Origin of the sequence: Oceanobacillus saliphilus (assembly GCF_023522835.1) — a bacterium.
GTDB lineage: Bacteria > Bacillota > Bacilli > Bacillales > Amphibacillaceae > Oceanobacillus > Oceanobacillus saliphilus.
In genome coordinates this window covers 110,021-123,998 of sequence record NZ_JALCZU010000005.1, presented here as the reverse complement: position 1 = coordinate 123,998, position 13,978 = coordinate 110,021, and the positions used below count along the sequence as shown (strand labels likewise).

Annotated in this window: 13 protein-coding genes and 1 other annotated feature; of the genes, 3 read left to right on the top strand and 10 right to left on the bottom strand. The window is 38.7% G+C overall.

Annotated features, from left to right (window positions below; genetic code table 11):
* Positions 1 to 35 precede the first annotated feature (35 nt).
* From minD to MN204_RS10165, 8 genes are all read right to left on the bottom strand, one after another.
* Positions 36 to 836: a septum site-determining protein MinD gene (gene minD, locus MN204_RS10200; protein WP_249870972.1), complete on the bottom strand. Its 801-nt coding sequence runs from the start codon at positions 834 to 836 to the stop codon at positions 36 to 38.
* Positions 829 to 1,515, bottom strand: coding sequence for a septum site-determining protein MinC (minC, locus tag MN204_RS10195; protein ID WP_249870971.1), 687 nt, complete (start codon positions 1,513 to 1,515; stop codon positions 829 to 831). The genes minD and minC overlap by 8 nt, the downstream gene beginning before the upstream one ends.
* 61 nt (positions 1,516 to 1,576) lie before the next feature.
* Complete coding sequence (gene mreD, locus MN204_RS10190; RefSeq protein ID WP_306798671.1) at positions 1,577 to 2,116, bottom strand: rod shape-determining protein MreD; 540 nt, start codon at positions 2,114 to 2,116, stop codon at positions 1,577 to 1,579.
* Positions 2,116 to 2,997: a rod shape-determining protein MreC gene (gene mreC, locus MN204_RS10185; RefSeq protein ID WP_249870969.1), complete on the bottom strand. Its 882-nt coding sequence runs from the start codon at positions 2,995 to 2,997 to the stop codon at positions 2,116 to 2,118. The genes mreD and mreC overlap by 1 nt, the downstream gene beginning before the upstream one ends.
* Before the next feature lie 12 nt (positions 2,998 to 3,009).
* Entirely contained in the window at positions 3,010 to 4,047 is a 1,038-nt protein-coding gene (locus MN204_RS10180) for a rod shape-determining protein (RefSeq protein ID WP_306798664.1), read from the bottom strand.
* Positions 4,048 to 4,267: 220 nt separating this feature from the next.
* Entirely contained in the window at positions 4,268 to 4,957 is a 690-nt protein-coding gene (radC, locus tag MN204_RS10175) for a RadC family protein (RefSeq protein ID WP_306798663.1), read from the bottom strand.
* 246 nt (positions 4,958 to 5,203) lie between these two features.
* Positions 5,204 to 6,088, bottom strand: coding sequence for an SPOR domain-containing protein (locus tag MN204_RS10170; protein ID WP_249870968.1), 885 nt, complete (start codon positions 6,086 to 6,088; stop codon positions 5,204 to 5,206).
* Between the two features lie 122 nt (positions 6,089 to 6,210).
* Positions 6,211 to 7,476, bottom strand: coding sequence for a bifunctional folylpolyglutamate synthase/dihydrofolate synthase (locus MN204_RS10165; RefSeq protein WP_249870967.1), 1,266 nt, complete (start codon positions 7,474 to 7,476; stop codon positions 6,211 to 6,213).
* 55 nt (positions 7,477 to 7,531) lie between these two features.
* Here MN204_RS10165 and MN204_RS10160 point away from each other — a divergent pair, with 55 nt between their 5' ends.
* Both MN204_RS10160 and MN204_RS10155 read left to right on the top strand, forming a co-directional pair.
* A complete protein-coding gene (locus tag MN204_RS10160; protein ID WP_249870966.1) occupies positions 7,532 to 8,422 on the top strand; it encodes an ATP-grasp domain-containing protein in 891 nt (296 codons plus the stop codon).
* Entirely contained in the window at positions 8,419 to 9,270 is an 852-nt protein-coding gene (locus tag MN204_RS10155; protein ID WP_249870965.1) for an ATP-grasp domain-containing protein, read from the top strand. The genes MN204_RS10160 and MN204_RS10155 overlap by 4 nt, the downstream gene beginning before the upstream one ends.
* 38 nt (positions 9,271 to 9,308) lie before the next feature.
* Here MN204_RS10155 and MN204_RS10150 read toward each other — a convergent pair whose 3' ends face one another.
* The gene (locus MN204_RS10150) at positions 9,309 to 11,954 is read right to left on the bottom strand and encodes a valine--tRNA ligase (protein WP_249870964.1); all 2,646 of its coding nucleotides are present in this window, start codon (positions 11,952 to 11,954) and stop codon (positions 9,309 to 9,311) included.
* 347 nt (positions 11,955 to 12,301) lie between these two features.
* Positions 12,302 to 12,531: a binding site (T-box leader), on the bottom strand.
* 230 nt (positions 12,532 to 12,761) lie between these two features.
* On the opposite strand from MN204_RS10150, the gene MN204_RS10145 reads away from it, so the two are divergent.
* Entirely contained in the window at positions 12,762 to 12,950 is a 189-nt protein-coding gene (locus MN204_RS10145) for a YszA family small membrane protein (RefSeq protein ID WP_249870963.1), read from the top strand.
* Here the strand turns inward: MN204_RS10145 and MN204_RS10140 are convergent.
* A complete protein-coding gene (locus tag MN204_RS10140) occupies positions 12,947 to 13,954 on the bottom strand; it encodes a YutH/CotS family kinase-like spore coat protein (RefSeq protein WP_249870962.1) in 1,008 nt (335 codons plus the stop codon). The two genes, MN204_RS10145 and MN204_RS10140, sit on opposite strands and share 4 nt — an antisense overlap.
* Between the last annotated feature and the right edge of the window lie 24 nt (positions 13,955 to 13,978).

The window sequence follows — 13,978 nt, the reverse complement described above, 5'->3', positions numbered from 1 at the left end:
TTTGCCTATGTGATAGGAAAATGACATTCTTCAACTTAAACACGCATTCCAAGGAATTTTTTCACTCGTTGCAGCACACCTTTATCATCTTCGAGGGATTGTAAAGGAACCGTTTCCCCTAATATTCTTCTGGCTATATTACGGTATGCAATAGACGCTTTTGAGTTTGGGCTTAACGCAATCGGCTCCCCTTTATTGGAAGCTTTAATTACTTCATCATCATCAATTACAATTCCTATTAGGTCAATGGAAAGTAATTGAACAATGTCATCGACATCAATCATATCTCCGCTCTTCATCATATGACTACGGATACGATTTATAATTAATCTCGGAGATTCTTTCATATCCTCTTTTTCAAGCAGTCCTACGATACGATCAGCATCCCGGACACTTGATTTCTCAGGAGTGGTTACGACAATTGCCCTATCAGCCCCTGCGATCGCATTCTGGAATCCCTGTTCAATGCCGGCAGGGCAATCGATGATGATATAGTCATACTCCTGTTTTAACTCAGCAACTATTTCTTTCATTCCATTAGTTGTGACAGCAGTTTTATCACTTGTTTGTGCTGCAGGAAGCAAGGACAGATAATCGAATCGCTTGTCTTTAATGAGTGCTTGTTTAAGTTTACAGCGTCCCTGAATGACATCTACAATATCATAGATAATTCTGTTCTCCAGACCCATGACAACATCGAGGTTTCTTAAACCAATATCGGTATCTATTAAACATACTTTTTTCTCCATCAGAGCCAGAGCAGTCCCAATATTTGCAGAGGTTGTCGTTTTACCTACTCCACCTTTTCCGGAAGTAATAACAATAGCTTCACCCATTATTCATTCTCCTTTCAAATCCGCTTATTTCCTTACGTTTATGTGAAAGAACCTTTAACGAATCGATAATGATCTTATCCTGTTCCCCATCTATGATTCCACATTCCATATATACACCCTCAGATTCATAATCTGGGGCACGACTTATATAATCCGCAATCCGAAGTTGCGTTGGTTTCATATAAGAAGCTGCGATGAAGGCATCGCGATCACCTTCTGAACCGGCATGAGCTATGCCATATAAGTTTCCCATTACATATATATTACCGGTTGATACTACTTTGCCACCTGGATTGACATCTCCGATTAAGAGCAGATCTCCTTTTATGTCGAGGACCTGTCCAGATCTTACAATTCTATTGATTGCTTTAATCTCACTATCTTCTTGCCATTTTAGAGCATCTTCTATTCTAATAAGTTCTGATTCAATAGATTCTATACGGAACCGATTCTCCACACTTATAATTCTTCTTAACTCTTTTTCCTGTTCCTCGTTCAAATACCTGTTGCCCAATTTGACTCTTACAGATACGACAGGTTCATCGTTTTTCGGTTTGCTCGCTAGAATCTTTTCATTGAGTTCTTTAATTGCATCATTGTAGGAAGCCGATTCTTCTATAAATAAACTAAGACCTTCTCTTGTTCCTTTTATGGTAATTGTCTGTTTCTTGTCCAGCACTGCAAGTTCACCTCATTAATTAACCAAACTCGTTTATGTAATAGCACTTTGAGCCCTATGCTCAAAGCGCACTGTTGCCCGTTAGTTGCTCCCTTCCCCATCTGGAAAGCCGCTTAGCGGTAAAAGGATATATCACGATCAAAAATACAAGATTAGACAATATAGTAGGTAACATCCGCAGCAGAAAATAATTTTCCAATGCCATATCAACCAACCCTACTGAAGTATAAATCGCGTATATAAGTAGATCTGCTAAAAAAATACCGACGATTCCCAATAATATCAGCACATAAAAATTCCCGTGAAGGATTTTTTTTAACCCATGGATAATATAAATCACCAAGGCGTAGGAGAACATGTAAACACCAAGTATTCCAGTATATACCGCATCAATGAGCAGGCCGAAAATCAATGCATATACAACGGAATGGTACGTACTGTCTTTATCATAGAAAATGACCATATATATTAGAAAGGCAAAGACCCAGTGTGGGACGATAAGCAGATTGCCCATCACAAGATCAGTTGGCAATAAGTCCAGTGCGACTCCTTCCAAAATCGTCAAGAGAAAAAGAATGAGAGGAAATAAAAGACGTTTCATCACTCATCTTCCTCCTCATCATTGCCCTCTTCTTCCGGTTCATCAAGAGAACGATCAACTACAATTACGTGACGAATATCATATATATCAGCAGCAGGCTCAACCATTGCGATCCGAGTCAAACCATACTGATCAGACACTACTTCTTTGACAGTACCTATAATTAACCCAGCTGGAAATTTCCCACCAAGTTCAGAAGAAACAACCAATTCCCCTTCTTCTAAATCGTTATCGGATTCTTCAATTATCCTGAAAAGAAGTGAATTTGTTTCCTGGTCGAATCCTTCAATCATACCGAATATATCATCTTCTTCATCCCGTGAAATGGTTGCGGAAATTCGGTTGAACTGATCAAACCCGGTTAACAGCTGTACATTGGAAGTAAATTCCGCTGTGCTTTGAACTTTCCCGACCATGCCTTCCGCTGTAATTACAACCATATTGGACCGGACACCATCCTGTTCACCTTTGTTAATGGTTACTTGCTCCACCCAGCGCTCTGGGGATCGTGAAATGACTGTTGCTTGTATGGGGACATAATCTCTTACTGTTTCTGTAATTCCTAATAATTCCCTAAGCTCTTCATTTTCATCTTCAATTTCCTGCACTTCATATATCAGACTTTTATATTGGGAAAGTTGCTCTTTCAAAAGCTGATTTTCTTCATATGTGTTTTTAAAATCCCTGACATTCGTCGCGATACCGGTGACAAATGCAACAGGTGTATGGATTATATTTTGTGACCATCCTACCGCATCGTTGATGAATTTTTCAGCGGTAGTTAGATTATTTCTTTCTCCAAGTGAATATCCTATTAAAGCTACTAATACGATAAACCCGATTAGTAGAATAAAAAGTCTTTTATTACGAAAAAACTGCATACAAACACCTACTTAATTTAAAGGACGAGATGAAACATTAGGACTAGAACGAAAATGCTGGATATATTCCAATGATTTGCCTGTTCCTATTGCAACACTCTCCAAAGGATTTTCCGCTACAAATACAGGGATTTTTGTTTCATCACTGATTACTTGTTCCAAGTTTCTGAGCAAAGCCCCACCACCAGATAGTACGATACCGCGATCCATAATATCTGCGGCCAATTCAGGTGGCGTTTTTTCTAGTGTGGTTTTAACTGCATTCACAATAGAGTCGACTGTATCGTCAAGGGAACTTGAAATTTCATTCGCTGTTATTGTAATTGTTTTGGGTAAACCAGTCAGAAGATCCCTTCCTCGAATATCCATTTCTTCGTCCGAATTCTGCTCCCTTGCTGAACCAATATCCATTTTAATGGACTCTGCAGACCTCTCGCCAATCAACAGGCTGTAGTTTTTCCGGATATAGTTAATAATAGCTTCATCCATATTATCACCTGCAACTCGGATGGACTCACTTGTGACAATTCCGCCCAATGAGATTACCGCAACTTCAGTAGTTCCCCCACCAATATCAACGATCATGCTTCCTGTCGGCTCCCACACTGGCAATCCTGCCCCGATTGCGGCTGCAAAAGGTTCAGCGATAGGGTATGCCTCCTTGGCTCCAGCCTGCTTGGAAGCATCAATCACTGCACGTTCTTCTACCATTGTTATCCCGGATGGCACACAAATCATGACGTTCGGTTTTTTAGCGAAAATAGAACGGTTTTTCATCGCCTTTTTCATATAATATTTCATCATAACAGCTGTCGTTTCATAATCAGCAATAACACCATCCTTCATGGGACGTATCACTGAAATGTTTCCGGGTGTTCGTCCAATCATGTTCCTGGCAGCACTACCAACTGCTTCAACCTCTCCAGTTGTGATATTCTTCGCTACAACGGAAGGTTCACGTACGACAATCCCCTTCCCTTTTACAAAGACAAGTGTATTAGCAGTTCCTAAATCTATCCCTAAATCCTGTGAAAAATTAAAAATCCCCAATAATATCTCCCTTTCCTACCCAATATCCATTAAATATGTAGTTTCACTCTATAGCAAAATTATATAAGCCGTAAACAAGCTTTAATTATTACATCTTCGCCTAAATAAGTAAACCATTCCACCTGAATGAGAATAAGCGCCACTTTCACGTGTAAATAGAAAAATGGCGCTACATTACATTCCATATAATTATACGAAAAATTTTCTAAAATAGATAGTATTATAAGTATCCTTTTTCTTTTAATGAAACAAATTTCCTGTCTCCGATTATTATATGGTCCAAAAGTTCAATTCCAATCAACTTTCCTGATTCAACCAATCTTCTGGTTACATGGATGTCTTCCTGGGATGGGGCTGGATCTCCTGAGGGATGATTATGCGCAACAATTATTGATGCAGCTGATCGCTTTATTGCTTCGCGGTAGACTTCCCTGGGGTGTACAATAGAGGCGTTGAGACTACCAATAAATATCGTTTGCCGATGTATAATCTGGTTTTTCGTGTTTAAAAACAGGACTACAAAGTGTTCCTGGGTTAAATTTCTCATTTCTTCCATAATATAATCGGCACCATCATCAGGAGACCTGATTACATATTTGTCATTAGGTTTATATTCATTCATCCGTTTTCCAAGTTCAATTGCAGATAAAATCACTAATCCCTTTGCAGTTCCTATTCCCTTTATCGAGATTAGCTCCTCGATGGTAGCTTCTCTCAATAGTTTTAAACCTTCGAAATGCATTAATATACGGTTTGCAACCGACATTACCGATTCTTCCTTCGTCCCGCTGCCAATGAGAATTGCCAGTATTTCCTGATTGGATAAATGACCGGGCCCGAGCTTCATCAACCTTTCTCGAGGACGGTCCTCCTTCGGTACATCCTTAATCGTAATCGTTGGTACAGTCAATTGTCATTCTCCTTTCCATTTTAATATCACTATCATACGCATAAATCAACAGCTCAACAAATAACTAAAATTGTATTATGAAGGGGTTATTCGCAGCAATTATTTAAAAATCCCTTAGAGGAAAATAGTAATTTAGACCAACTTTTTGACCGCAAAATAAAAAAACAGGTAATATGAGAATTAGCCTGTTTCATTAGAAAAACTTGGCTGTCACCAAGTCGTACGGTGACAGCCAGGTCGAACTTATTATTCCATTATCTGCTCATATAGGTACATCCATTGCAGAAGCTTGATGGAGTCACCAACGCCTGTTGTCTCACCTATCGATGCAATCATTGGTAATAAGCTTTCTGTTTTATCTGGCTTCGCATCGATTAATTCATGCCACTTCTCCAGGGAAAATGTGTTACTTTCACTCAGTTCCTTTAATGAATCATGCCACAAGTCTTGAAATTGAATCAGCCATTCCGTTTCATCAGATGTTAATCCTGCTTCTCCTCCTAATGTACTCCATTCTTTTACAAAAATGTCAATGGAGCCATCGATTTTCAATTCATCCGCTGTAAACTTAGCCTGCTCTATTGTTGTTGCGGCACCAGCTATGAGAAAAAACTGTTGATCCCTTTCCCACGTAAAAGTTTCGATCCCTTTTGCGGCATAATCTGCAGACCACTCTTCTGCATTTGCCTTTTCGGAAAAGATACCCGCCTGTAAAATATGCGCCTGTAGTGGTTCAAAATCAAATAACGAGTTTACAGCAGCATTCTCATTATAATCTGTTACTGCGGACGTTACTGGAGAACTATTAACTGCATGTCCAGTAATTTCCGATTCCACCCCAACAAAAATTCGAAGCATCGCAAATCCTAGTAAAGAACCTATGACGATTGCAGCACCTATAGAAAACAAAATAGGCCTCAATTGATAAGATTTGTGAAGTTGTTTTTTATAAAATCCTTTTTTGTATTGTTTAACCCCAGTAAGTACAGGAATGCTGTCATCGGAGTCATCCGAGTCGTCGAGGGCAGCTGCGAATTCGTCATTAGAATTAACATTATCTGGTCTATCATTTAAACTATATTTCAATTGTTTTCCTTTTTTTTCTATAAGTACTGCCTTATTTTTTCCCACATTTTTGCCTCCTCTGCCCATATTATTATGATTAAACTCTAGCACAGAGAGTATAAAAAGTAAGACGAATCATGACAGAAAGGAAAAAAATATTTCTACATAATTCTGCTTGTTCCACGAATCTACTTCGTTAAAATATAAGCTCGAACGAGTGAAATGAAATTTAGTGACCCTGTTATAAAATAGATACCTGATTTTGTTTGCAGCATCTCATCAACAGCATCTTTCCAATCAATGGTGACCTTTCTATTTTCTGCAGTATGTAACCTTTCCAATTCTGCAGCTTGAGCTGCGCGAGGATGATCAAAGCTGGTCAGTGTAATTGTCATAAAACGGTTCCCAATCTGTTCTAGCATCTTGTCCAGATCTTTGTCTTTAAACGCTGCGAACATAATATGCCTTTCTTCATCAGGATAGATTTCGTCAGCTGTTTTTATGAAAGCATCTATGCCGGCAGGATTATGGGCACCATCTAAAATAATGACAGGCTCCTTGTTGACTATTTCGAACCTTCCAGCAAAGGTCGTATTTCCAATCGCTTCTTCCACTATATCGCTGGATAAGGTGTACCCAGCATCTGACAACTTTTCAAGTGCCATAAAGGCAATGGAAGCATTTTGCATTTGATGTGCACCATACATGTGAAGTACGGTTTCCGCTCTATTTTGATTGCTTTTCCAGATCATTTTCCCTTTTTCATCTTTCCTATAGGAGAAATCAATCCCATACCGATAGATTGCAGTCTTTCTACTGGCTGCCTCTTTGTCAATAATGGATAATGCATCCATTTCGACCTCACCCAGAATGACAGGGGCGCCGCTTTTAATAATTCCGGCTTTCTGGTAAGCTATTTCTGCTATCGTATTTCCTAGAAATCCTGTATGGTCTTTTGCTACATTTGTTATAATGGACAATAGTGGCTGGAAGCAATTGGTAGTATCCTCCCTACCGCCCATACCTGTTTCAATAAGAGCAATATCGCCGGAGCGCGAGAAAAAGAGAAAGCCGATGGCAGTAATGATTTCAAATTCTGTTGGAGCAACATTCTGTTCATCCATTTGTTTAACTGCTGGATAAATTTCATTACATAATATTAAAAATGCTTCCTTACTGATTTCTTTGTCACCGAGATAAAGATGCCCTGTTAGCCCGGTAAGACTTGGAGAGGTAAAAACACCAACCTTATAACCATTGGCCTGGAGTGCATTTTTAATATATTGAACGGTTGACCCTTTTCCATTTGTACCAGCGACATGGACAGCTTGAATCTTTCTTTGCGGGTTATCGATAAGATGCAGTAATTTATGTATCCTATCCAATCCAGGTTTAATACCGAGTGATTTTCTGGAGTCAAAAAAAGCTTCAACCTCCTGAAATGTTGTAAACATTGCTCATCACCTCCAAAAGTTAAGTAAAATAATTATAGCAGAAAGGATATATCCTATGAGTATAAAAGGTTGGATTATATATAATGGAAATCTGCCAGGGACTAAATTTCTCGATTATGCAGAAATGGTTCAGCAGGCAGCAACAGCTAGAAACGTTGAAACAACAATTTATAAAAACAATGAATTACTTAGTCTACTTACAGAGAATCAGCTTTCACTTATACCATTTGATGAACAAGAACTGCCAGACTATGCAGTTTTTGCTGATAAAGATATCTATTTGGCGAGACAGCTTGAACTATTGGGAATCCGTGTTTTTAACTCCGCAAATGCTATCGAGATCAGCGATGATAAAATTGCCACCTATCAGTATTTGGCAGCTGAAAAATTACCGATTCCAAAAACAATTATCTCACCAAAAATATTTTTCAGTAGAACGATTGATTCTGACTTACTGGATAGCGTGATGAAAGAATTTGGATTGCCATTAATTATGAAAGAGGCCTATGGATCATTTGGTGAACAGGTATATTTATTACAAAGTAAAGAAGAAATTATGGAGAAAATGCAGGATATCCAAGAAAAACCCTATCTTTTCCAAGAATTTGTTCCTTCAAGCTATGGCAAGGATTTACGCCTTCAAGTAGTCGGTAATAAAGTCGTTGCAGCTATGGTAAGGACAAACAGTGATGACTTTCGGGCAAATGTCACGGCAGGCGGGTCAATGGAAACCTATACCCCATCAAAAGCTGAAACGGATTTAGCTATTGCGGCAGTCAAGGCGATCAACGCTGATTTTGGAGGGGTGGACTTATTGCTCGGTCCTGATAATACGCGGTTAATTTGTGAAGTGAATTCGAATGCCCATATCAGAAATCTCCTCGATTGCACTGGTATTAATGCAGCCGAGTATATTATGGACTATATTTTGGAGATTCTATCATGATTAGTGGATGGCTAATTTACAGTAAAGAAGACACCAAACAAAATGCTTCTTATATTGAATGGTTTTTAGAAGAGGCAACCAAACAATCGCTTGCACTGAAATTAATCCTTCGCGAAGAAATGACAATTGGAATTGTGGATAACAGCCAATGCATTAAAATTAATAACGAAACGGTAAAACTACCTGATTTTGCAATTGTAAGAACGATTGAACCGCTTTTGAATCTTCATTTGGAAACAATGGGAATGCGTGTATTTAACTCTTCATTGGTTTCAAGTATCGCTAATAACAAAGCCCTTACCCATCATCATATGAATCAGATTGGATTACCGATGGTGGATACGTTTTACAGCAAGAGGGAAAACATTCCGGATACACCACCTTTAGCTTACCCGTTTATAGTCAAGGAAGTCAGTGGTAGAGGTGGGAGACAAGTATACTATATAGAAACCCCGATGGATTGGATGAATTGCAAAATGAGGATTCAGACAGAAGTTGTCATACAATCAGCCGACGTCCAGCTCGGGAAAGATCTTCGTGTTTTTATTGTAGGAAAAGAAATAGTGGCTGCAATCCTCCGCCAAAGCTCCACGGACTTTAGAGCCAATTATAAACTTGGTGGAACAGCAGGACTATACCAATTAAATGATCGGGAAAAAGAACAGATCAACAAGATTATTGATTACTTTGAATTTGGAATGGTTGGAATTGATTTTTTGATTGGACAAAGTGGAGAATTATTATTTAATGAAATTGAAGATGTAGTAGGTTCCAGAACGTTAAGTGCAGCAAGTGATATCAATATTCTTGAAATGTATATTTCGTTTATTAAAAATAACATTACATAAAGCAGCGGAAATCCAATTCGGATTTCCGCTGTTGTCATTTACCCTTTTAGTTCCTCCAGGCGCATCTTTACTTTTGCTTGTTTATCGAGGTAATCCTGTTGCTTTTGTTTTTCATCATCAACAACTGCCTGTGGCGCTTTGCTGACGAACCCTTGATTGGAAAGTTTCTTTTGAACACGTTCCACTTCCTTCGTCCATTTTGTCAATTCTTTCTCGAGACGTTCGATTTCTTTATCAAAATCGATCAGTCCTTCAAGTGGAAGGAAGATTTCCGCTCCAGTTACGACAGATGTCATCGCCTTATCAGGAATATCCAGCTTTTCGGCAATCGTCAATTCACTTGGATTACAGAAGCGTTCCAAATATTCGCGATTACTCTCAAATTCTGCAACAATTTCTTGATTTTCAGCTTGAATCATCATCTTAATTTGTTTGGACATTGGTGTGTCCACTTCTGCTCGAATATTACGAACCGACTTAATAATTGACACGAGTCGTTTCATTTCATTTGAAGCAGTTTCATCATGGAATTCATTTCGAACTTCCGGCCATTTTGCTACCGTAATAGAAGGTCCCTCATGTGGAAGCTGCTGCCAGATTTCCTCTGTAATAAACGGCATATATGGATGAAGCATGCGCATTGTTTGGTCCAATACATATGCAAGTACAGATTGGGTTGTTTTCTTTTTAGCTTCATCGTCACCATATAATGGAAGTTTCGCCATCTCAATATACCAGTCACAAAGTTCATCCCAAATAAAGTTATAAAGATGACGACCTGCTTCACCAAATTCATACTTATTCGTATTTTTCGTTACATGTTCAATCGTTTCATTCAAACGGGTCAGTATCCATTTATCGGCGAGGGAAAGGTCCCCACTTAAATCAATAGCTTCATACGTAAATCCTTCCATATTCATCAACGAGAAGCGTGATGCATTCCAAACTTTATTGGCAAAGTTCCACGTTGATTCGACTTTCTCCCAGCTGAAACGGAGGTCCTGACCAGGAGTTGATCCAGTTAGTAGGAAATAGCGTAACGAATCTGCGCCGTATTTCTCAATAACATCCATTGGATCTACACCGTTACCAAGAGATTTACTCATTTTGCGTCCATCAGCGTCTCGAATCAACCCATGAATCAACACATCTTTAAATGGTTTTTCTCCGGTGAATTCCTTTGATTGGAAAATCATTCGTGCTACCCAGAAGAAAATGATATCATACCCTGTTACAAGGACATCTGTAGGGAAGTATCGTTTCAAATCCTCAGCTTCCTCGTCCGGCCATCCCATAGTGGAGAAAGGCCATAATGCAGATGAGAACCACGTATCCAATACATCCTCATCCTGCTCCCAGTTTTCGATATCTGCTGGAGCTTCTTTGCCAACATATACTTCCTTTGTTTCCTTATGATACCAGGCTGGAATGCGATGTCCCCACCATAATTGACGGGAGATACACCAGTCACGAATGTTTTCCATCCAGTTAAAGTACGTCTTTTCAAAGCGTTCCGGGACGAAATTGACCTTGTCTTCCCCATCCTGCATAGAAAGTGCTGCTTCTGCCAATGGTTCCATTTTTACAAACCATTGAGTGGAAAGGTATGGTTCAACAACTGCTCCACTTCTTTCGGAATGACCAACCTGATGAACTCTTTCCTCAATCTCGAACAGAACACCCATATCCTGAAGATCTTGGACAATCTGTTTGCGGCATTCAAATCTATCCAAACCTTGATACTTCCCAGCATTTTCGTTCATTGATCCATCTTCATTCATCACAAGGACTCTTTCCAAATCATGGCGATTTCCAACTTCGAAGTCATTTGGATCATGTGCAGGTGTTATTTTAACTGCTCCTGAGCCAAGTTCCATATCAACATACTCATCTGCGACAATTTCGATTTCACGGCCAACGATTGGCAGGATAACTGTTTTACCGATGAGATGTTTGTATCGTTCATCTTTTGGATGTACGGCAACCGCTGTATCCCCAAGCATAGTTTCGGGACGGGTTGTTGCAATTTCAATTGTCTCAGCACTGTCTTTAATCGGATAGCGCATGTGGTAAAATTTACCTTGTACCTCTTCATAAATAACTTCAATATCAGATAAAGCTGTCTGTGTCTTAGGGTCCCAGTTAATAATATATTCCCCGCGGTAAATGAGCCCTTTTTCATATAACTGAACAAAAACTTCTTTTACCGCCTCGGATAATCCTTCATCCAAAGTAAATCGTTCGCGTGAATAGTCAAGACCGAGACCTACCTTTTCCCATTGTGATCGAATAAAGTCTGCATATTCCTCTTTCCATTCCCATGCAGTTTCTAGAAATTTCTCACGGCCCAGCTCATAACGATTTGTTCCCTGTTCTTTAAGTTTTGCTTCAACTTTTGCCTGAGTAGCTATTCCGGCATGGTCCATTCCAGGAAGCCATAACACATCATAACCCTGCATACGCTTCATACGGGAAATCGTATCCTGCATCGTTGTATCCCAGGCATGGCCCAAGTGTAATTTTCCAGTTACGTTTGGTGGCGGAATAACGATGGAGTATGGCTCCTTATCCGAATCTCCTGTTGCTTCAAAGTATTTTCCCTCTAGCCAGAATTGATAGCGGCCTTTTTCAACTTCCTCGGGATTGTATTTTGATGGAAGCGTGTTTTTTTCATTTTCGCTCATTTTAAAACCTCCTGTTATTTACTAAAATCCAAGCTCTTTTGATAACTCTTGTTGCTTCTTATTTCTCGCAGTTGATATATAATACGACGTGACTCATTTCCATTGACGCGTGCTCTTACTACCGTCCGAGTTCGATACTTGCAAACCATTTACTAGCAGCCCGTACGGAAAGCGAAGTGTGTACGGGCTGCGGTTGCCTAAGTACCTTACTTTCATTACTCGTAGAAAATTGATCTGACAAAAATATAAGTTTCGTCGCAGTTTATATCAATGATGTCAAAAAACGAGTAACCGAATTCGTAACCTTTGGAAAACAGCTAAAATCAAAAAAACCTTCTCATCCTGAAATAAAGGACGAAAAGGGTTAGCTTCCGTGGTACCACCTTTGTTTACAGACAAAAAGCAAGTCTGTACACTCGATTGATTGATAACGGTCAACTACCGGCTTCTTCTACTGGTTTTCAAAGAAGCTGCATCAAGGGCGACATTCCAAAACAACCTGCCTGGGAAATTCTCAGCTCATGATTTCCCTCTCTTTAGGCGTTAATTCTGTACTCTTCCCTCTCATCGCTTTTACATGTATGTTCGATTCGTATGCCTTTTATTTTATCCATAACAACAAGTATCGTCAACTATTATTATTGATATTGCACAATTTAGGTAGGTTTATACATATTATATTAGAAAACTTGGCATTCTTCATGATTTTGGGCAAATACTTTCGTTTCTATGTAGACAAGTAAGAAAGTATTTACTTGTAAAAAATCGTACTGGTGAGCATATAGTTTAATAAAGGTGGTGAATGAATTGGCACGTTATTATCGATATAAACTTCCGCCATGGGCAAGACATTGTCTTTTTGTTCTCGAAAAAGTGACATTGCCAATATTGATTTTCCAATTAATACGCACACTATTTATTCCTACGACATTAGATGTGTTATTACTAGGTTTTTTGATTGGATTGTTTATTGCATTTTATTTGGAGTGGATTTAGAAAGAAGAATCATCAAAAGAAATACTTTCATATTCTTCCTTCATAAATTCCCTCCATTTTATTGCGAAAATAATTCTTCTGTAATGACGTTGTATATCTTTGATTTGATCAGCAATGGATCTATCTGAAGGTTTTTTCAAGTATTCGCGAATGACAGTTATATAGGGGGATGGATTAAGCAAATATATCGACAGTAGTTTTAGCTCTAGTCCTGTCAAATCATTTTTTTCTTTATAAATTTTAAATGCACCAGTTATCATATCGACAGACTGATCGTAATCACCGGTCATATTGTTGATGTAATTTGCGAGGTCCACTGCTGGTTGATCGAAGCGAGCTTTTTCCCAGTTTAGGATATGACGGTTTAAAATATGCTCTTGTTTCAAATTGCCATGGCACAGGCAACTATTCCAAGTTATATATTCATCTTTTTGATCAAGAAATTCATTGATTATATCATTATTCATTTTAGATGCGTATTCGAGATCCCTGTATTGTGTACAAACGAGCAGTTCAAAAGGTGACATGTACCGGTTTTTTTCAAATTGGAGTACCACTGCATGCAATTCATCTGGTACTTGTTTGCAGAACGCTTGATATGTATTAAAATTTTGTTTCACACTGTTTATGGAGATACGTTGGGATGTTTTTGTTTTTCCATGTAAATTTGCAAGGGAAAACATTGAATTTTCTATTGCATCTTTCCTATCATGACGGCTTGGCTTTTCTATCCAAGGTGTTAAATAAAAGTAAGACTGATTCTTTTCATAATACATTATTCCATCTTTCGTTAAGTAGATAGGTACTATTTCAGAAAGGTTTTTTTGATTGGCAATATAATATATACGCTGCCACGCTGCAATATCTGCTTCTTTCAATCTACTTCTTTTCAATGCATATTTACGCTGACCATCCTTAACAAGGTATAGTCGGTCGGTTATCTTTTCTGTTGCAATCGGGTAGACCTTATATGCTTGCATGACTTCATTTATGCTATCCATCATTTCATTCACCACCTGTTAGAAAAC